We start from the raw sequence: 22,725 nt of genomic DNA on the forward strand, positions 1-22,725 counted from the left end.
ATCCCCGGCTCACGTTGCGCAATGATCGTGACATGATTGCGCAATCCGCGTGCTGGATTGCGTAGTCGGCACGCGTAAAATCGCCCTATCGGAACAAGTTGGTGCGGGCAAGATCGATCACCTCGTCAGCACGTCCATTCATCACTGCCTTCATGATGTAGAGCCCGAAGCCCGTCGCCTGCTTGAACTCAATCGACGGCGGCATGGACAGCTCCTGCGGGTTCACGATGACATCGATCAGCGCCGGTCCGTCATACGCGAGGGCCTGCGCTAGCGCCCCTTGCAAATCCTCCGGCTTTTCCACGCGAACGCCGAGGAATCCGCACGCCTCGGCGATTCCAGCGAACGAGGGATTTTCCAGACTCGTGCCGAAGTCGAGAAATCCCGCGGCCTTCATCTCCAGCTCGACAAAGCCCAGTGCGCTGTTGTTGAAGACGACGATCTTGACCGGCAGCTTCATCTGCTTGAGCGTGAGCAGATCGCCCAGCAGCATGGCCAGGCCGCCGTCTCCAGCAAGAGCCACTACCTGCCGCCCCGGATAAGCGGCCTGCGCTCCAATGGCCTGCGGCACTGCGGAAGCCATGGTGCCGTGCACGAACGAGCCGATCAGGCTGCGCTGGCCATTCATCGTGAGGTAGCGCGCGGCCCATATGGTCGGAGTGCCCACATCGCAGGTGAACACTGCATCCGGTGACGCCAGTTGATCGATCAGCCGCGCTACGTACTGCGGGTGAATCGGAGTCTTCCCTGGCTCGCCCGTGGCCAGCTCGTCAAGATCCTTCCGCGCCTTCTGGTAGTGATCACGCGAAGTCTTCAGGTGCTTGCTGTCCTTCTTGCCTTTCAGCAGCGGCAGCAGCGCGGCAACGGTATCTTTGACCGTACCGATCAGGCCGAGATCGACATGCGTTCTGCGGCCAATCTGCTCGCCGCGAATATCGACCTGGATGATCTTCGCCTTCTCCGGAAAGAACTGCGTATATGGGAAGTCTGTGCCCAGCATGAGCAATACGTCGCAGGCTCCCATGGCGTAATACCCGGAGCTGAAGCCGAGCAGGCCTGTCATACCGACGTCATACGGGTTGTCGTACTCAATGTACTCTTTGCCGCGCAGAGCATGCACAATCGGCGCCTGCAGCTTCTCTGCAATCGCCAGCAACTCGGAGTGTGCGACAGCGCAGCCGGCGCCAGCAAGAATCGTCACCTTACCAGCCTTATTCAACAACTCCGCAGCGGTTCCGAGATCGCTCTGAGAGGCGTGAAAGACAGAAGCAGCATCTCCCAGCTTGATTGCCGTCGCCGAGCCCGAGCACTCACCGAGCAAGACATCGCCCGGAACGACCACGACCGCTACGCCGCGCTTGGCGATGGCTGTGCGCATGGCGATGCCGAGGATGCGCGGCACGTTATTGGGCTCACTCACCAGCTCGCAGTAGTGGCTGCAATCCTTGAAAAGAATCTCAGGATGGGTCTCCTGGAAATATCCCGTGCCCAGCTCGGAACTCGGGATTTGGGCAGCGATGGCCAGCACGGGAACGCGGCTGCGATGGCAGTCATAGAGCCCGTTGATCAGGTGCAGATTGCCCGGACCGCAGCTGCCCGCGCAGACAACCAGATCGCCGGTGAGATGCGCTTCCGCTCCGGCGGCAAAGGCTGCCACTTCTTCATGCCGTACATGGACCCACTGGATTTCGCTGTGCGTCCGAATCGCGTCCGTAAACCCGTTCAACGAGTCTCCGGGTAGTCCATACACCCGCTTGACGCCGGAAGCCACCAGCGTTTCCACCACCACCTCAGCTGCACTCTTCGCCATCGATTTACTCCCTCCCGTACTTCGATGCTGAAACCGGGGCGGCGGTGGCGTCAGTTCCCGCATGCCGGGATTGCACGCCCATCGGTCCCTAAGTTCGACGCCGCTGCCCTTCAGCGCCTCTCACTTCCTCTTTGGAACGAGTTATCTGGTCCGCGATAACTTCACAAAAACTTTTCTGCCTGGGAACCATTTTTGATCGGCCATTGTCCAAGTAAATAGCAGGAATCAGACTTAAACCCGAACCCGTCGCAGACAGCGACAACGGAGGCACCATGCGCCCCCATCTTGTACTCTTGTGCCTTGCAGTGCCTTATTGCCTTGTTTCTCTCCACGCTCAGACCGGCCAGCCCGCGGCTGGGAAGAAGTCCGTCGCAGAGGCAAAAGCTCCTGCGGTAGCCGCTTCTGGTGCGACACTCCAGCAGTTACCCGTTCGCCAGGTCATTCTCTATAAGAACGGCGTCGGCTACTTCGAGCATCTCGGGCAGGTGAACGGCAACCAGCATGTGGCGATTGACTTCACGTCGTCGCAGCTGAATGACGTGCTGCAATCGCTCACCGTGCTGGACGATAACGGCGGACGCATCGGAGGAGTGAACTATAACTCGACCACGCCGCTGGCTCAGCAGTTGCAGTCGCTCTCGCTGGCGATGAGCGACGATCCCACGTCGATGGAGCTGTTTCAGGCGCTGCGCGGGCAGCGCGTCGAAGTCACGGGCGCGCCCGGCGGCCCAGTGACTGGGCGGCTGATGTCGATTGAAGGACGCGGTTCCGGTCCAGCCACCTCGGACGAAGCGACGGATGGGGTGAAGCAGCCATTGCAGCGCTTCTGGCTGACGGTGGTAGCGAATTCCGGCGCGGTGCGGGTGATTGAGTTGAGCCCCACGCTAAGCGTCCGGCCTCTCGATGCCAGTTTGCAGGGCCAGCTTGACCGCTATCTCGAACTGCTGAGTAACAACCACTCCACCGGGCTGCGCCATCTCACGCTGGACGCCGTCGGACAGGGGCAGCGCCAGCTCCACGTGAGCTACATCAGCGAAGTGCCGGTGTGGAAGTCCACCTATCGTCTGGTCTTCCCGCGCGATTCGCAGGAGAATGCCATCCTGCAGGGCTGGGCAGTGGTCGATAACACCATCGGGTCGGACTGGGACAATGTGCAGCTCTCGCTGGTCGCCGGGGCGCCGCAAAGCTTTATCCAGCCGCTCTCGCAGCCGCTGTATCTGCGGCGGCCGGAGGTGCCTATCTCGACGACCGCGCAGACTACGCCGCAGACGCATGAAGCTGCCGATATGCCTGAACCTCCACCGCCTCCGCCACCCGGCGGAGGTGGAGGCGACTTCAGCTCGATGGGTCAGGCCAAGAGGAAGATTTCAAGTGGAATGGTCGCCGCCTCAGCCAGCGAGACAGTAACTGTCAGTGCAGGGCCTCTTTTCCACGGCCAGGGCGGAGGAGTTGGTTCAGGCTCAGGAAACGGTTATGGAGCTAGCTCGGGCGGCGGAGTAGGTGTGCCGGGTGGAGTCGTCGGCGGCCTCTATGCCCCAACTCCAGCCATCCAGGAAGGCGACGTAACCACCGCCAAGTTCGACGACTTCTTCCAATACTCGATTGCTCAGCCAGTGACCATCCACAAGAACGAGTCAGCAATGGTGCCTATCCTGCAGGAGCGGCTGCCGGCGGAGCGCGTTACGATCTGGTCGCAGTCGGAGGCCACGCCTTTCCGTGCGGTGTGGCTCGAAAACACCTCGAAGCTTACCTTCGATCGCGGCAGCTTTTCGATCTTCGAGGGTGGAGTGTTCGCCGGACAGGGCCTGCTCGACCCCATCCATCCCGGTGAAAAACGCTTGCTCTCCTACGCTGCCGATCAGGCGATTCATGTCCGTGAGCATCCCGAAGAGTCAAAGCGTGAACTGCGAAAAATCCATGGTGCTGCGAACGGTGTTCTCAGCCTTACGTACGGAACAACGAGCAAGGATTCCTACATTGCCAGCAACTCGGCGGAGGAAGCGCGCACCGTGGTGATCGAAGTTCCACGCCGCGCCAACCGCGACCTTTCGCCTGAGACCAAGGCTGCCGAAACGACTCCTGGCCTGTATCGCTTCAAGCTGCCGGTGCCGGCACACCAGTCCGCCAGCGTGCTCGTAGCCGATGAGGGTCCGGACTACGAAACCTGGGTCATTCAACCCGAGTCCGACCAGACTTTCGCTCTTCAGCGTCTGGTCGACGATGCGCCGGCCGTGGCCGACAAGCTCACGCCGGTCATTGCGGCGCAGAAGTCCATCAGCGAGATGAACGTGCAGCTACAGGAGCTGTCCCAAAAAGCCAACACGCTCACCGCGGACGAAGCACGTGCTCGCGAAAACCTCACTGCACTCAAGGGCAACGATGGCGCCAAACGCTTCGTCGACCAGCTCAATCGAACCGAGGACGCGCTTGAGGCCAACCGGCAGCAGACCGCAACACTTACGGAGAAGAGAAAAGCCGCCGTTGAATCCCTTCGGCAGTTACTGATGACTTTCCAGGTCGAGTGGGCTGCGCAGGGCAAGTAACTTCGGTAAGTCGTCTCCAGCATGAATACTTGTCGCAAAACGATCTTATCCATTGCGTAAACCGTGGCCTGCGCGTAGCGTAAAGTCAACTCGAGCCTGCCACTCATTGCGCAGGCGAAGGAGTGACCGCTATGCCTGAATTGTCTGAGTCCACGGCTGTACGCTTCGTCCAACTTACTCTAGCCTTAACTTACAAACTCCGAATCAGCCGTCGTGCAGTTATCGCTGTGCTTGCCTTCGCAGCCTGCGTCGGAGCACACGCCCAGGCCAAGATCGTCTCAGGACCGGGAACGGTGACTGCCTTTGGCGCGACAGGGATCGGAACCGCTGCCGCGGTGAAAACAGTCACGTTCACCTTCAGCGGCACTGGCTCGATCGGATCTGTGGCGGTGCTGACGGATGGGGCGGCGAGTCTCGACTTTACCGATGCGGGGACGGGAAGCTGCACCACGAATGGCTCGGGCCATGTGTACCATTCCGGGGATAGCTGCACCGTTGCGGTGAACTTCAAGCCCACGCTGGCGGGGCTGCGGCATGGCGGAGCAGTGCTCAAGGATGGCTCGGGCGCGCCGCTTGCCAGTGCCCTGGTGATTGGAACCGGCAACGGGCCGATGATCAACTATCTGCCTGGCACGGAGACTTCGATCGGCAGCGGCTGGTCGGCGCCGGCCAACATTGCCGTCGATGGTAGCGGCAATGTCTATGTCGTCGATAGCAACAACATCATTAAGGAAACTCCCTCCGGCAACTCATATACGCAAAGCATCCTGCTCAGCCTGCCGGTTGCCATCGGAGGACTGGCTGTCGACGGAGCGGGGAATCTATTCGCTGCCGAAAGCGATGGTTATCTTCACAAATACTCGTTTTACGGCTCGTCCCATACGGATCAGTTGATTGGTTCGGGGATGTACAACCCCAACGGGATTACGATCGATCCGGCCGGGAATGTCTTCATAGCGGACGCTTACAACGGACGTGTGCTCAAGGAAGCTCCAAATGTGGACGGGACGTACACGCAGACAGACATACTCGACTGCGGCACCGTGGGAGGGCAGAGCTGCCCATCGTCAGTTGCGTCCGATCCCAGCGGGAATCTGTTTGTGACTTCGTATAACAGCAACACGGTCCTCAAACTAACGCCGAACGGAGGCAGCTACGAACAGAGCCAGATTGGCGGAGGTCTTGTCTGGCCTTCGGATATTGTGTCGAGCAGCACTGGGATCCTGTTTATCGCCGACACGCTCAACAATCAGGCCAACCAGTTGGTGATTCGCCCGGATGGAACCTACCAGACTGTCGTGACTACCAGTTCCGTCTACTGGCCGTGGGGGCTGGCGGTGGATGCAAGGGGCAATCTCTATATCTCCGATACATACAATCACCGGGTGCTGAAGGAGAACTACTGGAGCACGCCGTCACTCAACTTCGAGAAGACGGCGATAGGACACACGAGCGCGGACAGCCCTCGCGATGTCAATCTTGAGAATGTCGGCAATGCTCCGCTGCTGCTGAATGTGCCTTCGAGCGGTGCGAATCCCTCTGTGCCGGAGGGTTATACGGTCAATTCCTCCTATCCCGGCAGTTGCCCCGTGGTGAATTCCACTGCTTCCTCGGCTGGGCAAGTGTTACCGGCATGGAATTGCTACTGGGCTGTCAGTTTTACGCCGACAGAAAGCACGCCGCCGACGGCTTCGATGCTGGTTACGGACAACAATCTGAATGCCCAGACGGCAGCCGCTGGAACGCAGACGATTTCTCTGACGGGCGCGGCTTCCGGAGCTGCAACAGTCACGCTGAGCGTGTCCGCTACGACCGTGACGGATGCGCAGACGCTGACGGTGAGTGTTCATGTTGCAGGGGATGAAAGCGCCGTGCCGACGGGGTCGGTCAACGTGAACTCGACACCAGGATATGGAGTGGTGGGAGCAGGCGGATTGGAAGGGACCGTTCCGCTCGACAGCAAAGGGAATGCAACCATCAGCGGCGCTATGGGCAATATCGGCACATACACAGTGAGCGCTTACTACTATGGCGATAGCAACTATGCCGGCGCGGCTTCTGCCACGACGATCCCCATCACGGTGACGCAGAGCGCACCTGCATCCATTACGCCCACCTCCGGCCAGTCCACCGTGGAGGCGTATGGTTCTGTGCACCAGACTGCCCTGTGCGTGCTGGTCACGGACGGAGCTGGGCAAAGAGGGTCGAACAATCTCGTGACGTTTACAAGCACTCAACTGACGATCCCGTACAGCGGTGATGCGCTCACGAAAAATGGCCAGGCGTGCGTGGAAGCTACGCCTCCCAATGCTGTTGGAACCTACACGGCAACGGCCAGCGTGGCAGGCCTTTCCACAACAGTGCCGTTCACGGTACAGGTGACCGGTGCGTCGCTCACAATCACGATGAAGTCACCAGTGACTTCACGCCTGTACGGATCACCCAACCCGGTCTTCACGTACATGGAGACGGGTCTGGTCAGCGGTGATCAGGTGACCGTCACGCCCACAACGACTGCGACGCTCACCTCAAATGTGGGTTACTATCCGGTGAGCGCCACTGTCTCCGGCCCAGATGCGGCCAAGTATGCCGTGACCGTGATTCCGGCGACGATCTATGTGCATCCGGCACAGTTGACGATCGCCGCGACCACCTACACCTCCGTCTATGGTCAAACGCCGCCGCAGCCAACGGCCTACACCATTACCGGATTCGTGAATGGCCAGACGACAGCCATCGTTACCGGCTCGCCTATCCTTACCATGCCGGTCACAGCGACTTCACCCGTCGGGACCTACCTTATCCACATCGACGTGAACACACTGTCTGCGCCCAACTATGGTTTCGCCCGGGACCCCTGGCATGGCAGAGTCAACGTCCTGCCGGCCTGGCTGGAAGCGACTGCCACCAGCTTCACTATCAAACGCGGCGATCCGATTCCGCCGCTCACCTACACTCTGACCGGATTTGTGAACGGCCAGACGCAGGCCACGGCCGCGACGGGTACTGCCAATGTGCTCACGTTGGCAACATCCAACAGCCGTCCAGGCAACTACACCATTTACATGAATCTGGGGACGCTAGCCGCCCCGAATTACAGGATCCACCAGACCAACGGCGTTCTCACCATCACTCCATGATGCCGGATCGCATGCCTGACTTTTCTCCCTGAGGAAAACAGGAGCGAAAGGTCAGGCTCCCGACCTGAGCGCTTTCCCCCGGACACCCGTCCTCTGCTCGCCCGCAAACTGTCCTACATGGCACAATGACCGCAAGTGCGTACCGTAAACTAGCTAGGTGGAGGACGGAACTTTGAAGAAAATCGGCGTTTTATTCGGTATGGAGAACAGCTTTCCCGGCGCGCTGGTGGAGCGCATCAACTCGCTCAACGTCAGCGGCATCACCGCGGAGTTTGTTGAAACCGGAGCTGTCCATCTCGACAAGCCCTCGCCTTATTCCGTCATTGTCGATCGCATTTCGCACGACATTCCGTTTTATCGCGCCTATCTCAAGCACGCTGCGTTGAACGGCACGATTGTCATCAACAACCCCTTCTGGTGGTCGGCCGATGACAAGTTCTTCAACTACACGTTGGCTGCGAAAATGGGCGTGGCTATTCCGCCTACAGTCATCCTGCCTCACAAGAAGTACCCCGAAGGCACCAACGACCGTTCCATGCGCAACCTCGAATACCCGCTCGACTGGGAAGGCGTCTTCAACTATGTCGGCGAGCACGGCTTCATGAAGCCGGTCGATGGCGGTGGGTGGCGTGACGTCTTCCACATCCACAATCGCGAGGAGTTTTTCAACGCCTATGACCAGTCCCGCGACCTGTGCATGCTCTACCAGAAGGCTGTGGATTTCAAGGAGTACTTCCGCTGCTACGTCGTCGGGCAGAAGAAGGTCCACATCATGCCGTATGACCCGCGCAACCCGCATCACGAGCGCTATGTGCTCGATCCGCCGAAGTACGACAAGGCGCTGCTGAAACGCGTGGAGCAGGACGCACTGAAGCTTTGCCAGGCACTCGGCTATGACCTCAATACCGTCGAGTTTGCTGTCGAAAACGGCATTCCCTACGCCATTGACTTCATGAATCCTGCACCAGACGCGGACCTGCACTCCGTAGGCGAGAAAAACTTCGAGTGGATCGTGTCAGAGGTCGCCGCGCTGGCCATCGCCAAGGCCAAAATCGCGCCAAGCATCCCAGAACTGCGGTGGTCCTCGTTCCTGGGAGCGGCACCGGCTGCGTCCGCAAAAAAGCCGGTGGCGAAAAAGGCCCCAGCCAAGAAGGCCCCGGCGAAGAAGACCAAGGAATAACCTTCGCAACCGTTCGGGATAGTAGAAAAGCCAGCACGCCTACGGGTGCGCTGGCTTTTTCCATGCTGGGGTTGAATCGTACGGCGATTGCGGCTATTGTGCTGCCGCGGTCGTCTTGGGCAGAGTCCCTTCGGGTGAGGCGTCAACCACGGCGCGGCTAATGTCGATGGAACCGGCACGGTTCGTGCCCTCGCCGGCAACTACGACGCGGATCCGCTTGGTACGCCCCGGCACCTGGATTTTCACCGAGACGCGGGCCATCTCATTCCCTTTGTCGTCGGCGTTGCCTTCAATGGAAATGGCCTCCATCTTGGATGCGACTACGTTCTGACTTCCGCCGGTACTCGCGGCGGCGACGAGTACGCTGGCGTGCCTCTTGCCGTCAGCTGTGGGTTGCCAGTCGAGGTCTTTCGTTGGGAAGAGCAGCGTGATAACCGCCGAACGCGACTCCGGCAGACGCACCACGCGAAAGAGAACTACGTTCAGGCCGCTTACGGGCAACGTGCTGCGCACCGCCTCAGAGACGTGCGTAATGGACTGCTCGCGGCCGTTTTGCGGGCTGTTCTTGTCCGGGTTGAAGTAGCCGGTGCGAGTGACGGCGCGCAGTTCGGGATTGCGCATGGTGACGGTAATGCGCCGGAACTTGCCGTCGTCGCTTTCCATGTGCGGACGATACGTGAGTGTGTAGTACCGGGAGCCCAGCTCCTCGGCCTGGCTGATTTCCTTGTCGATGTCGTTGCGATTGTAGAAAACAGTGCCGCCGGTCTGGTGAGAGAACTGGGCGAAATTGATGTCGCCAGTAAAGGGATTGGTGGATTTGTCGCTGTAGCTTGTGCCTTGCTCAGAGTGAGCCTGGGCAAGCCGTGGCGACGGGTTGACGACGAAGAGCGTGATGCGCTGGTTGGTAAGCAGATCGACCGTGTCGTGCACATAGCGCATGAACCGCTCGTGAATCTTGATGTTCTCGGTGTTGATGGGCAGATTCGGCGCGCCATGGCCCACCCAAATGATGTTCTTGCGACCGGGTGTGCCGGAGTTCTGGAGAGCGATCTGCTGCAAGGCATCCATGGATTGCTGAAAACGCTCGGCGTCGAAGCCGCTGTAAAGAGCCTTGTAGGGGACGACGCCCGGCATGTGATCGAGCGCGAACAGCAGCTCGTCGCGGTCGCGCGTAAAGCCCTGCAGCAATTCCAGATTGCGGTTGCCCATCACCATCAGCTCTGCCGGAGCCGGAAGCTGCTTGGGGAGCGAGGCGATGTAGTCGTGCAGGTGCTCGTAGAGATTGCCGAACTGGTCGAAGTCGGCGTTGAACGTCATCGTGTCGGAATTCAGCCGGTCGAGAACGAAGATGCTCAGGGGCACCTTGCCGTCAGGATTGTCTGTATCCGTGGCGGTGTGTGCCTCGGGCGGCTCGAACGAGAAGATCGGCTGACGCTGTTTCTCTTCGTTGATGATGAAGTCGTCCTTGGTAAGGCCGGTGACGACGGGCTTATTCTGCTTATCCAGCACCGTGACGTCGAGGAAGACGAGATTGGAGGTCACGTGGAGCGTCGACGCTTCAGGCGGCGGCTCCTGGGCCAAGGCAGAGATGGACGCAGTAAGGACAGTTGCGGCAAGAGCGGTACAGAGAGCAATGCGCATATAGTTCATGACTTGTTAAACGGCTCCAGACTTACTTTTCCGGTTACGAAAATGTCGGATCTTTGGTTCCCTGCCGGTTAGACGGGCGATGAGGCTCCGCAGTTCGCATGAATCCTCTAACATCGCTTCCACTCAAGGCCTAGAGCTCCTTCTTGACTGCTATTCGCGCGCCATCAAAGCCACAACCCACTACGGCCTTGCCTTTGAAACTTATGACACTTTGCGGAAGGTGAGATTGATCCGGTAAGGACCGATGAGCGGGTGGCAACCGGGTTTGAGGGGCTGGACGCCGTGGAAGGCGAGGCGCGAGGGACCACCCCAGACGATGACGTCGCCGTGCTCGAGGAGGATGTGGCGGGGTTTGTCCGTACGCTGCAGACCGCCGAAGAGGAAGACGCATTCCAGGCCAAAGGAGAGCGACACAATGGGCTGCGTGAAGTCCACCTCGCCTCGATCCTGGTGCAGGCCAAGCTTATTGCCGGCCTGGTAGCGGTTGAAGTGGCAGGCGTCCGGGCGGAAGTTGGGGAAGCCTGCGCGGACCGCGCAGCGAATAGCGAATTCGCGCAGAACCTGCGGCATGGGCGGCCAGGCATACTTCCTGACCGGCGTGTACTGGTCGTCCATTCTTCGGACATTGCCACAGTCCGTACCCATGATGGACATGGCCTGACCACCTCCCGTCACCATCTGGCGGAACGGCGCGGCCTGGGTGACCTGGTCGATCGCAGCGAGGAACTCGCGCTCCTGCGGTAGCGCAAGCCCACGCATCAGCACCGCCCCATCGGCCAGAGGCTCGTGGGTGGGTTCTACTTCGAGTTGGCTGAAAAGGCTCATCTTCGTCCCCACTTTGGGGCTGATCCACAATGGAACCCGTCCCGTTTCGACATCCTCAGCATACATCAAAAAGCGAAAATTAGGCGAAACTAATGACCAGCCTTCACAATGGGCGCAGCAGTGCCATCTAGTTCCAAAGGTCCTTCCGGGAGAACGCATGCGGCCATCTTTTACGCTCGGCATTGAAGAGGAGTACCAGACCATTGACCCGGTGAGCCGCGACCTGCGCTCCCACATCGCTACTGAGATGTTGTCGCAGGGTAAGATGCGGCTGGAGGAGCGGGTCAAGGCCGAGATGCACCAGTCCGTGGTCGAGGTGGGCACGCGCATCTGCCATAACATCGACGAGGCGCGCGAAGACCTCTACGACCTCCGCCGGCAGATGATCCGTCTGGCCAAAGAGAACAACCTCATCCTGGTCGCTGGCGCTACGCATCCGTTTGCCGACTGGCGCAACCAGGAAATCTACCCCGACCCTCGCTACCGTCAGGTAGTGAAGGATCTGCAGTTGGTTGCGCGATCGAACCTCATCTTTGGTCTGCACGTGCACATCGGCATCGAGGACCGCGAGTCCGCCATTCGCATCATGAACTCGATGCGCTATTTCTTGCCGCATATCATGGCGCTCACGACAAACTCGCCTTTCTGGCTCGGCATCAACACCGGCTACAAAGGCTACCGCGCCAAGGTCTTCGAGAACTTCCCGCGCACCGGTATTCCCGACGCTTTTGCGAGTTACTCGGATTTCGAGAATTACGTCAACCTTCTTATCAAGACCAAGTGCATCGACGATGCGAAGAAGATCTGGTGGGATATCCGGCCGCATCCTTACTTCGACACGGTTGAGGTGCGCGCCTGCGATATTCCGCTTCGGGCGTCGGAGTCGATTGCCATCGCTGCGCTCATCCAGGCTACGGCTGCAACGCTCTTCCGGCTGCATGAGTCGAACCAGGACTTCCGCCAGTACGCGCGGCCGCTGCTGATGGAGAACAAGTTCCGCGCCGTACGCTATGGGCTCGACGGAAACCTGATCGACTTCGGCAAGCAGCAGGAAGTGCCGGAGCGCGAACTTATCCTGGAGTATCTCGAACTGGTAAGTCCAGCGGTGGATGAGTTAGGCAGCCGCGCAGCGATTGAAGATATCCGCAACATCCTAGAAACCGGTACTGGCGCAGACCGTCAGTTAGCTGTCTTCGAGAGAACCAACGGTGATTTGAAGGCAGTGGTCGACTACATGGCCGAGGAGACGGCCGCGGGCCTTTTCTGAAGGCCCGTTCGATAACTTAGTGGCCACCGCATCCGTGGCCACAACCATGTCCTCCGCAACTATGACCTCCGCAGCTATGGCCGCTGTCTCCTGTACTACCGCCGTGATCGGAATGCGATCCGTGGGCATGGGAGTCTGAAGAATCGGCTGAGCATGTAGAACACCCGATGAAAGCATCTTCAGAGGCTGGCGTTCCGAATGGACCGGATTGGAAGGTTCTTGCGTAGAAGCGATTTGTTTTGGTTACTGCTTCTTCCTCTAGCTGCGACCCGCGCGGTACATGCGGATTGTGATGTATCATGCGGCCAAAGACTGCCTGGCAATCGCTGGCATATTTAGCTGTATCGAGGATGTGCTGATGCCAGAACTGGTCAAGGTCATCTCGGCCATCTGAGTCCAGCCATGGCACAATCATGAAGCCCGGCTTTTTCTGAACAAGAGTAAGGAACCGTAGGTACTCTTCCTTTGCAGCGTCTGCGCGCTGAACACTCCATCCGTATTTTTCGATCATCGCATCGCGTACGGAGTCAAGGTTGAGTTCTGTGGGAGGCTTCGGGAAAGACATCCGCCGGGTATACCGGGCTAACATCACTGTTCCACAAACAAACACAAACAAGATACTTACTAATATCCAACCAATCATGTGCAGTCTCCAGACTGTCGCTAACGGCACCCGTTAGCTTTCTCATCTCTTCAATTGCACACAGCATAGCACGGGACTGCTCGCTCACTCAGAATGTCTGCGCATTGATTGCACACTATTTCATCGAATATTTACGTTTTCTATCGACAGAAAAATCTACTTCGATGAAATGGGTGAATCGTTAGCGGCATAGACCACCTCGCCATCCAGCAGGGTCATGAGGCATTTCATTTCTTTGATCTGGGCGGTGGGGATGGTGTAGATGTCGCGATCCCAGATGGCGATGTCGGCGCGTTTGCCGGGTTCCAGGGTGCCGATCTTGTCTTCGAGGAACATCTGCCGGGCGGACCATGCTGTGTAGCTGCGCAGCGCTGTCTTCGGATCAGTGGCTTCGGCAGTGCCGAAGGGCTGCGCGCCGTAGGTGCCTTTGAGCGTCTGCCTCGCCATGGAGGCCCAGAGGCCGTAGCGGGCTGCGATTGGAGTCACTGAGTAATCCGAGCCGCCGGACCAAAGGATGCCGCGGTCTTTGAGTGTCTTGAGCGGGTCAAGGTGCTGGCCGCGTTCCGGTCCGTAGCTGGATGCGTAGATATCGCCGATCCACCAGAGGAATTCGGCTTGCAGTTCCGGGTAGCCGGCGTCGTAATTCTTCTGCAGATCGGCCATCACGTCGATGGCGTGTGGCGTGGGCAGGTTGGCGTGGATGATGCTGTGACGCAGGCCGGGTTTGGGTGACTCTTTTTCGACTTGCGCATACGCGTCTACGACTGTGTCCATGGCACGGTCGCCTACTGCGTGTGTGCCTACTGGTACGCCGGCTTGCTGGAAGAGGCGGACCATCTTGAGGTATTCGGCGGGGTCGGTTTGCGGGTAGCCTTTGTTGCCTGAGTCTGGCGTGGCGGCGTTCTTGAGCCAATCGCTGTACATCCAGCCGGTGCGGGCGCCGCCGCTGCCATCCATGTAGATCTTTGCGCCGCAGGAGAGCAGGCGGCTGTCGCCGAGGCTGGCGGGCAGGCGCGGGACGCTGTTGATCTCGGCGAGGGCCTTCTCTGCGCCCTCGACCGTTCTTCCGGCGTGCCATAGGACGCAGATGCGCTCCTTGAGCTGACCTGAGTCGAGGAGGGATTTGTAGGCGTCCCATTCGAGGTGGGTGATGTCCGGGTCTTTGACGGCGGTCATGCCTTCGCTGTGCAGGACTTTCTGGATGTAGAGGATGCCCTGCCGCTCCTGCTCCGGTGTGGTTTCCGGGATCAGGCTGGCGACCGGATCCATCGCGGTCTCTTTGAGGACGCCGGTTGGATTGCCCTTGCTGTCGCGATCGATGGTGCCGGCTTTTGGGTCTGCTGTGGCCGAGGTGATCTTTGCCAGCTTGAGAGCCAGCGAGTTGGCTACGCCGTAGTGGCCGGTGGTGTGCATGAGCCAGACCGGGTTATTGGGGGCGACGGCATCGAGGTCGGCAGCGGTTGGGTAGCGGTGCTCGGACAGCTTGCCTTCGTCCCAGCCCGAGCCGGTGATCCATTCGCCGGGCTTCATCAGGGCCACTTTGGCTTTCACCCGCGCGACCATTTCGGCGACTGAGCCTGCGTCGGAGAGCTTTACGCCGTAGAGTTCTTCTACTCCGCCGCTGGCGATGTGGGCGTGGGTGTCGATGAGGCCCGGTGTGGCGGTGGCGCCGTGAAGGTCGATGATCTTTGCGTTCGAAGCGGCCAGCTTGAGGATTTCTTCGCTACTACCAGTCTTCAGGATGACGCCTTTGCGGATGGCGATGGCCTGGGTTACGGAGTCTTTGGCGTCTACGGTGAGGATGGTGCCGTGGATCAGGATGAGGTCGGCTTGTTCAGAGTGGCCGGACTGCGCGTGGGCGAAGCTGGCTGTGAGCGCCAATGCAATGGTCAGGGCTATGCGTCGCATCTTCGGTGGCTCCGGTTTGCGGGATGCCACCACTCTATCTTGGCTAGCGTGGATGCTTGCGTGTTTTGCGATTCCCTTTTTCCAAGGGAGCTGAATGCGTCAATTTTTGCCTGGAAGGGGGGAGGGGTGCACAATCTGGTGCAAGTTAATGATGCGCAAAGGGTTGCAGGTACTTTGGGTGCGCTTTTGTGCGCCTTTTGTACGCTCTTTGGGGCGAATTGCTAACAGCAGATTCCCTTCGGGAATGACAAGAATTTGGGCTTTGGATAAGTATGCGCTTTTTGCAATAAATAAACGGCAACCTGCGGGGAGTTTTTGCAGGTTGCCGTTCTGTTTTGGGACTAGTAGATGATCTTCAGTCCGAACTGAACTATGCGGGGTTCGTAGGTCGACGAGATCTGACCGCCGCTGGTGGGGACGCCGCCAGTGATCTGGCTGAGCGAAGGTGTGGCGCCGACGCCCAGGGTGGCCGCGGTGGTGCCTTGTGTACCGCCGATGGTGCTGGGCAGGTAGAGGTTGGTGTGGTTGAAGATGTTGTAGAACTCGCCGCGGACCTCGACCTTGAGATTGTTGACGGGAGTGCTGAAGCGTTTGTTCAGGCTGAGGTCGGTTTCGTTGAAGGCGGGCGTACGGCCGGGGTTGCGCGATCCGCTGCCGAAGGGGCTGAGGACGTTGCCTGCGCCATCCTTGATGGAGGGCAGGACGAAGGCGTTGTAGTTGATGTAGTTCACGTAGCCGGTGTTGGCGGCGCGCTTGGAGGTGCCCTGGGTGACCTTCTGGCCGGGGACGCGGTCGGGGCGGTATTCATTGGCGCCGCGGTAGGTGGCGGAGATCTGCGGAGAGACCTGCTGCGCGCCGTTGGGGGTGTAGGTGATGTTGAAGGGTGTGCCTGCCTCCGAGGTGTTGATGACGCTGACCTGCCATCCGCCGAGGACTGCGTCCTCCACGGCATTGCTGGCGGCAAGATACTTGCGGCCACGGCCGAAAGGCAGCTCGTAGACGAGGCTGGTGACGTTCGCTACAGGCAGGTTGTAATCGGACTGACCGTAATCGGCGGCGAGGTTGTTGGCGTCCTGCGGGGAGGGCGTGTTGCCTTCGAGCGAGGCGCTGGCGTTGTCGAGGGCGTGCTCCCAGGTGAAGGAGTTGAGGAGGGTGAGGCCGGCCACCATGCGCTGCTCATAACGGACCTGCAGGGCGTTGTAGTTGGACCAGAACTCGTTGAGTGCGGTGGTGATGTCGCTGGGCCAGTTGCCGTAGGGGCGGGCGAAGCCGTTGGAAGGGTTCTTCTGGTTGCCGTTAAGGAAGCCCTGCAGCTTGACGCCGTGGTTGCCGACGTAGGCTACGTCGAGCAGAGCGTTCTTCGCGACCTGGTACTGGGCGCTGAGGAAGTAGCTCTCAACGTAGCTGTCGCGGGTGTTCTTGGGGATCCAGGTGATGTTGTCGGTGGCTGGATTGAAGGTGGTGACGAGGCCGGAGGGGAAGCCCTGGCTGGCGGCGGCGTAGCAGCTCGGCTTGGTGGAACCGACCGCGATGATCTGAGCCGGAAGCGGGGTGGAGCATTGGTCTGTTGTCGTGGGCGCGATCTGCGTCACGGCGGCAAACTGGGCCTGGGGCGCGTTGATGGCGAGGATGTCTCCGGAGCCGGCGCGGGTGTAGTGGACGTAGCCCATGCCGAAGCCGCCGCGGATGGCGAGCTTATCCGTTGGCGCGTAGGCGAAGCCGATGCGGGGCGACCAGTCGTTGTAGTCGGGGTTGACAAGGGTCTTGCCGTAGGTGCCGCCGGGATGGACGGGCGTGATGCCGTTGCCGGCAACCGCACCGGGAGTAGTGGTCAGCACGGTCTGCGAGACGGGATCGAAGTTGGAGATGTTGTTCTTCCAGTCAGAGTAGGGTGAGCCGTACTCCCAGCGAACGCCGAGGTTGAGGGTGAGTTTTGGGCTCACCTTCCAGTCGTCCTGGGCGTAGGCGCTGTCCAGCGTCTGGCGGAGGTGGACGACGTAGTAGTTGGCGAGCTGATAGCTGGTGGTGGTGCCGAAGAGGAAGTCTGCCCAGTAGTTGTCGCTGACGGCCTTGGTGCTGGTGCAGTTGGCGAGCGTGGGGGTTGAAGTGCCGTCGACGGTGGTGCTGGGGCAGGTGCTGTAGCCGCTGGAGTAGGTCCAGGAGCCGTAAAGCGGGTTGTTGTCGTTGACGGCCATCCAGACATGCTCGTACTCGTAGCCGAGCTTGAGGGAATGCTTGCCTTTGACCCAGGTGAAGTTGAACTTGGGATCGAGCAGTGCGGGGTTCTGCCACTGGGGGTTGGTGCTTTGACGACCGAAGCCGCTGAAGCCGGAGATGCCGACCGAGGGCAGGCCGCCGGCGACGATGGGGTTGTCCGGCAGTCCGGGTATGGTGAAGGCGTTGTCGCCGATGGAGAGGTTGTACTTACCGGCCTTGGTGCGAGACAAGCCGACGCGCGCGTCGAGGATCTTGTTCATGCCGAAGAGGTGGGTGTAACCGAGCGCTACCTGCTGGTCGAGGATGCGAATGGTGCCGTTGGTCTGGCCGTCGAGGGGCAGCGGGATGGCTACATGGTTAACGCCGGTCTCTTTGCGATCGCTGACGCGGAGAAACCAGGAGCTCTTGGCGTTCTGCTGGTAGTCGAGGCGCAGGTCGCCCTTGTCGGAGTTGTCAGTGAACGGGACCTGGACGGAGTAGTCGTTGGAGTTGAGGCCGGTGGTGGGGAGGCCTGTGGTTGGCAGCGACTCGATCTTCTTGAAGTAGCCGACGATCTGCGCGGAGAGCGGATCCAGGGCGCTGGTCGGGATGGAGCTGCCTGCTTCATAGACGACACCGGTGAGCGGGTTACGCACGGGAACGACGAGGTCGCCGTTCAGCTCGGCCTGGGTGGGCAGGGTGAGGACGGAGAGCGGGGTGAGCTTTTGGCGGAATCCTTCGTAGTCGAGGAAGTAGAAGAACTTGTCCTTGAGGATGGGGCCGCCGAAGTTCATACCGAACTGGTTGCGGTTGAAGGTGGGCTTGTGGAACGGCGTGACGGTGCCGGTGTTGCTGACGACGTTGGGCTTGAAGAAGCCGGCGGCGTTCAGGTTGGTGTTGCGGAAGAAGTCGTACAGGGTGAAGTGAATACCGTTGGTACCGGACTGGGAAGCGACGTTGATGGTGGCGCCGGAGGAGCGGCCGTATTCGGCGCTCTCGTTGTTGGTCACGACCTGCCACTGGGCAACGGAGTCGGGTGGGACGGCGATGATTTGGTTATCGAAGCCCTGGTTGGACTCGCCGTAGGCGTTGTTGTCCATGCCGTCGAGGAGGAAGTTGTTGAACATGCTGCGCTGGCCGTTGACGTTGTAAGCGCCGGCGCGGACGAGCGAGCTGATGGAGCTGGTGGTGGCGGCGGTCGGCGCCTGGCGGCTGCCAGTGACGAGGCCGAGGAGGTCAGAGTAGTTGCGGCTGACGAGCGGGAGGGCTTCGCTCTGGTAGTTGGAGATGTTCTGGCCGCGCTGGCTGGAGTCGGTTTCGAGCTGGAGGGCGACGCTGCTGACTTCGACGGTGCTCTCGGAGCCGCCGGGCTTGAGGGAGAGGTCGATGCGGAGGCGGGCGCCTACGGTGACATTGACGTTCTCTGCGACGGCAGCGGAAAAGCTGTTGGCTTCGGCGTGCAGGGTGTAGGTACCGACGCGGAGCGAGGGAAATTCGTAGTCGCCTGAGGCGTTGGTGGTAGCGGTGGCGACGATGCCTGTGGCCGTGTTGGTGGCGGTAACGCTGGCGCCAGGAATGGCTGCTCCGGAGGAGTCACGGATAGAGCCGACGAGGCTGCCGTTTTCAAACTGCGCAACGGCCGGTCTTGCGCCGAGGATGAGGAAGAGGCCTGCCAGAAGGGAAAGGAAAATACTGCGTACGTATCTGTTCATAGCCTGCACGATAGGGGAATTAGAAGAGCGGAATTTTAACGTTCGTTGAACAGACGTTTAATTCTGACGCCGGTGCAGGATTGCCGGTCCGGCTAAGACGTTGGTTCTGTGGGGGTTGCGAGTGGGCCTCGCGGGGGTAAGGAAAACGGGCAGAAATGGCGGCTTTGACCATTTCAATTGCGTGAATTTTCCGTTAGGCTCAAGGGATACGTTGGCTGCCAATCTGTGCGCCATAGCCTATTTCCGGGGAGAGCTACGACCTTATGACCGCATCCGAGTTGCTGCAAATCGAGTATCCCGCTGACTTCGTTGCGGGGGCCCAATCGGCGGTGACGACCTGCCTGCGGATCGACCCTTCTGAGAAGGTGACGCTGATTACGGATCGCGCGACGGAGCAGATTGCTGCGGCGATCGGCGAGCAGTTGGCGGCGAAGGGATGCGAGTGGAATGTGTTTCTGCTGGAGGACCTGGCTCCCCGGCCGCTGACCAATATGCCGGCGGCGGTGCTGGCGGATATGGAGAGTTCGCAGGTTTCGATCTTTGCGGTGCAGGTGCAGCAGAATGAGTTGCAGTCCCGGATGCAGATGACGGATGTGGTGAACCGCCGGAAGATGCGGCATGCGCACATGGTCAACATTACGGCCGACATTATGCGGCAGGGGATGCGGGCGGATTTCAACCTGGTGGACCGGCTTTCGCAGCAGGTGCTGGACCGGGTGAAGAAGGCGACGCGGATTCGCGCGACGACGGCGGCTGGGACGGATATTACGGCCGAGATGAATCCGGGGTACAAGTGGTTCAAGACGAGTGGGATTATCAGCACGGAGAAGTGGGGCAACCTGCCGGGCGGGGAGTGCTTTACTTCGCCGGGTGAGGTGAACGGGACTTTCGTGGTTGATGGCGTGGTGGGCGACTGGCTCTGTGCGCGCTACGGGCTGCTGGAGGCAACGCCGCTGACGATTGAGATTGCTGGGAACCGGATTGTGAGCTGTTCAAGCGCAAACAAGGCGCTGGAGGCGGATTTCTGGGCTTATACGCATACCGACGAGAATTCGGACCGGGTGGGTGAGTTTGCGATTGGGACCAATCTTGGGGTGGAGCGGGTGATCGGGAATATCTTGCAGGATGAGAAGTTTCCGGGGATCCACATTGCCTTTGGGAATCCTTATGGCGAGCACACGGGGGCACCCTGGCGCTCGGGCACGCACATCGATGTTGTCGGGCTGGGATTTAATATCTGGCTGGAGTCTGAGGCCGGGCAGGAACAGATTATGCGCGATGGGCGGTTTTTGATCGCGGCGTAATTTTGATTGCAGCGTAAGTTCTGCGCCCTTTGGGCCGCCATTTTGGGGGTCTCTGCATCTATGCTGTTGTGATGACAGAGACTACTTCCCTTCCTACAAAAACGCTTGGCAATTCTGACCTGAAACTGACCCCGATCGGCTTTGGCGCATGGGCTATTGGCGGCGGCAACTGGGATTTTGCGTGGGGCGCGCAGGATGATGCTGAATCGATCCGCGCGATTCACCAGGCGCTGGATGAGGGTATCAACTGGATCGATACGGCTGCTGTGTATGGGCTTGGGCACTCCGAGGAGATTGTCGGCGAGGCTGTGCGTAGCTCCTCCCATGAGCCGCTGATCTTTACCAAGTGCTCGATGCGCTGGGATGCGGAGCGGAAAATTTACCGTTCGCTGAAGGCTGCCTCGGTGGTTGAAGAGCTTGAGGGGTCGCTGAAGCGGCTTGGGGTCGAGACGATCGATCTTTACCAGATCCACTGGCCGAATCCTGACGAGGAGATCGAAGAAGGCTGGGCGGAGCTGGCAAAGCAGCAGAAAGCTGGCAAGGTTCGCTGGATTGGGGTTTCGAACTTCAATGTGGCGCAGATGAAGCGGGCGCAGGCGATTGCGCCGATCACCAGTCTGCAGCCTCCCTACTCGATGCTGCGGCCGGCGATTGAGGCGGAGATTCTGCCTTATTGTCTTGAAAACAACATTGGGGTGATTAACTACTCCCCGATGGTGAGTGGTCTGCTGACTGGGCGGATGAGTGCAGAGCGCGTAGCGGCGATGCCGGCGGATGACTGGCGCAAGAAGGCGGCCGAGTTCAACGAGCCGCGATTGAGCCGGAATTTGAAGCTGGTGGAGTTGCTGCGGGAGATCGGCTCGGCGCACGGAGTGCAGCCGGGGGTGGTGGCGGTGGCTTGGACGCTGCATCATCCGGCAATTACTGCTGCGATTGTGGGTGGGCGCAGTGGTGAGCAGGTGACGGGGCTGGCTCCGGCGCTGCACTTCCGGCTGAGCACGGAGGAGTTTGACAGCATCGGGAAGTTCCTGAACGAGCACCCGGTCTAGAGTGAAGATGAGCACGAAAAAGCCCCAGACTGAGTCTGGGGCTTTTCAAGTTTGGTTGCTGCCCGCTTACATTGCTGCTACGAAATCGGGCAGAACAACTGCAGCGTGATCCTGAAGCAGAGCGGTCATACGAGCGGCCATGCTGCTGTACATATCGGCAGCGCGATAAGCATTGACCTTGACGCCTGCGGTGGCCTTGCTGAGCGCGTACTGGCCGAGGGCCATCAGAACGCAGAGGCGAATCTGCATTGCGTCGCTGCGCAGCGCTTCGAGGAGCATCGGATCGATCGGTGTCGCATCCGGCAGCATATTGCGATTGGCGTAGTCGGCCATCTCGAGGAGAACTCGGGAATTCTGGTACATAGCCCAGAGGCCCTTCGGTCCATCGAGCCGCTGCCAGATATCGTCCGTGGTCGCGGTGAGGCCTTCCTTCCAGAGGAACTGCGAACTGAGGTCGCGAGCGCTCCAGTCCGAGCGAAGCTGACACAAGAGGCCATCCCAACTCTGGATGTTGCGGCGACGCATGGCCCGGCGCCACTTGGCAAAGTACACCAGCAGGGCGCTTACGATTGCGATCTGTAGAAACAAAAGCATTGCTTAATCCTTGTTCCTTGAGCGTTCGGAAGGGAGGTCGGTCAGTGCAATTCTTCCTGCACGGGCGCCTCCACCTAGTTGTAACAGAAGATTCTGCATTTGTGGACTGAATTCTTTGCGTTCTTGCTCTTTAGTTGCAAAGCTCATCACCCAATAGGACAGTGTCCCGAAGTAACATGCCGAGGCGAGTTGATCGAGCCAATGGAAGGTGTCCGCATCGCCTGTCTGCTGCGAATGCCCCAGGGTGATCATGAGGGTGGCGATCGAATAGAAGCCGAGTCCGCTAACGATCTGGAGCTCGCGGTCGCGCCAGCCGATCGAGAGAAGCTGGCTGAAACCGGCCATGATCAAGAAACAAACAATGCGCAGAACCCCAATTGTTTGTTCAAGATGGAAGGTGGTTGCCGCAATTCCGGTGTATCCGGCAGGCGCTGTCTTACCAGCCAAAGGCCAGATGGCGAGCCCGGCGAGGACGATGAGAAGCGCAACAATGAAGATCGATTTGCGCGGGAGCGAAGAACGAACGGGCCGCAGGACAGACCAGGCGAGTTCAACCAGAACTGCAAACTGAATTGCAGCGTCAATCATGCTTTGCCGTGCGTAGAACTTATAGTAATCCCGGCCGGTCAGGCGTCCCTGGAGGTACATCGCCGCACAGTCACCGAGAAATGCCCACAGGATGTAGAGGAAGAAGACCGGAAACTTCCGCCAGACTTTCTGCTTTGCCATGAAGCCGAGAAAGACAGCTTCGCCGATCGCAGAGATGAGGATGAGGACAAAATCGCCATGATCGCGCCAGAATGTGTTCGCCGTGGCCGCAACCATGATCATCCTCCTGAGTCGTCCGGAGAAAACTCTCTCACTGAAGAGTTTAGCAGTCGGTGGCTTTTGTCAAGCTACAACT

Annotated in this window: 14 protein-coding genes; 6 read left to right on the plus strand and 8 right to left on the minus strand. The window is 59.5% G+C overall.

All coding sequences use genetic code 11. The features are described from left to right. Nucleotides 1-85: 85 nt before the first annotated feature. Nucleotides 86-1,810: a ubiquinone-dependent pyruvate dehydrogenase gene (gene poxB, locus AC5S27_RS19455; protein ID WP_493936221.1), complete on the minus strand. Its 1,725-nt coding sequence runs from the start codon at nt 1,808-1,810 to the stop codon at nt 86-88. A 272-nt stretch (nt 1,811-2,082) separates the two neighbouring features. Here poxB and AC5S27_RS19460 point away from each other — a divergent pair, with 272 nt between their 5' ends. The 3 genes from AC5S27_RS19460 (at nt 2,083) to AC5S27_RS19470 (ending at nt 8,673) form a co-directional block, all read left to right on the plus strand. Then, nucleotides 2,083-4,353, plus strand: coding sequence for a hypothetical protein (locus AC5S27_RS19460; protein ID WP_493936222.1), 2,271 nt, complete (start codon nt 2,083-2,085; stop codon nt 4,351-4,353). Nucleotides 4,354-4,484: 131 nt separating this feature from the next. After that, complete coding sequence (locus AC5S27_RS19465; RefSeq protein WP_493936223.1) at nt 4,485-7,493, plus strand: MBG domain-containing protein; 3,009 nt, start codon at nt 4,485-4,487, stop codon at nt 7,491-7,493. 172 nt (nt 7,494-7,665) lie between these two features. Then, nucleotides 7,666-8,673 (plus strand): ATP-grasp domain-containing protein, encoded by a 1,008-nt coding sequence (locus tag AC5S27_RS19470; RefSeq protein WP_493936224.1) that lies wholly within the window; start codon nt 7,666-7,668, stop codon nt 8,671-8,673. A gap of 93 nt (nt 8,674-8,766) precedes the next feature. On the opposite strand, the gene AC5S27_RS19475 is transcribed toward AC5S27_RS19470, so the two are convergent. Continuing rightward, the gene (locus AC5S27_RS19475) at nt 8,767-10,323 is read right to left on the minus strand and encodes a VWA domain-containing protein (RefSeq protein ID WP_493936225.1); all 1,557 of its coding nucleotides are present in this window, start codon (nt 10,321-10,323) and stop codon (nt 8,767-8,769) included. Nucleotides 10,324-10,524: 201 nt separating this feature from the next. Beyond that, nucleotides 10,525-11,148, minus strand: a complete 624-nt coding sequence (locus tag AC5S27_RS19480) for an alpha-ketoglutarate-dependent dioxygenase AlkB (RefSeq protein ID WP_493936226.1) — start codon at nt 11,146-11,148, stop codon at nt 10,525-10,527. 157 nt (nt 11,149-11,305) lie between these two features. Between AC5S27_RS19480 and AC5S27_RS19485 the strand changes: the two genes are divergently transcribed. Next, nucleotides 11,306-12,415, plus strand: a complete 1,110-nt coding sequence (locus AC5S27_RS19485) for a carboxylate-amine ligase (protein WP_493936227.1) — start codon at nt 11,306-11,308, stop codon at nt 12,413-12,415. 16 nt (nt 12,416-12,431) lie between these two features. Here AC5S27_RS19485 and AC5S27_RS19490 read toward each other — a convergent pair whose 3' ends face one another. The 3 genes from AC5S27_RS19490 to AC5S27_RS19500 all read right to left on the minus strand — a co-directional run bounded on the left by AC5S27_RS19490 (nt 12,432) and on the right by AC5S27_RS19500 (nt 18,874). After that, nucleotides 12,432-13,058: a glycine-rich domain-containing protein gene (locus tag AC5S27_RS19490; protein WP_493936228.1), complete on the minus strand. Its 627-nt coding sequence runs from the start codon at nt 13,056-13,058 to the stop codon at nt 12,432-12,434. A gap of 156 nt (nt 13,059-13,214) precedes the next feature. After that, complete coding sequence (locus tag AC5S27_RS19495) at nt 13,215-14,966, minus strand: amidohydrolase (protein WP_493936229.1); 1,752 nt, start codon at nt 14,964-14,966, stop codon at nt 13,215-13,217. Nucleotides 14,967-15,307: 341 nt separating this feature from the next. Further along, entirely contained in the window at nt 15,308-18,874 is a 3,567-nt protein-coding gene (locus AC5S27_RS19500; RefSeq protein WP_493936230.1) for a TonB-dependent receptor, read from the minus strand. 263 nt (nt 18,875-19,137) lie between these two features. Between AC5S27_RS19500 and AC5S27_RS19505 the strand changes: the two genes are divergently transcribed. Both AC5S27_RS19505 and AC5S27_RS19510 read left to right on the plus strand, forming a co-directional pair. After that, nucleotides 19,138-20,178: an aminopeptidase gene (locus AC5S27_RS19505; protein WP_493936231.1), complete on the plus strand. Its 1,041-nt coding sequence runs from the start codon at nt 19,138-19,140 to the stop codon at nt 20,176-20,178. 71 nt (nt 20,179-20,249) lie between these two features. Then, the gene (locus AC5S27_RS19510) at nt 20,250-21,227 is read left to right on the plus strand and encodes an aldo/keto reductase (RefSeq protein WP_493936232.1); all 978 of its coding nucleotides are present in this window, start codon (nt 20,250-20,252) and stop codon (nt 21,225-21,227) included. A 66-nt stretch (nt 21,228-21,293) separates the two neighbouring features. On the opposite strand, the gene AC5S27_RS19515 is transcribed toward AC5S27_RS19510, so the two are convergent. Together AC5S27_RS19515 and AC5S27_RS19520 are read right to left on the minus strand one after the other, a co-directional pair. Then, the gene (locus AC5S27_RS19515) at nt 21,294-21,821 is read right to left on the minus strand and encodes a hypothetical protein (RefSeq protein ID WP_493936233.1); all 528 of its coding nucleotides are present in this window, start codon (nt 21,819-21,821) and stop codon (nt 21,294-21,296) included. 3 nt (nt 21,822-21,824) lie between these two features. Beyond that, complete coding sequence (locus AC5S27_RS19520; RefSeq protein ID WP_493936234.1) at nt 21,825-22,646, minus strand: hypothetical protein; 822 nt, start codon at nt 22,644-22,646, stop codon at nt 21,825-21,827. Nucleotides 22,647-22,725 lie beyond the last annotated feature (79 nt).

The organism is Acidicapsa borealis (genome assembly GCF_059115245.1).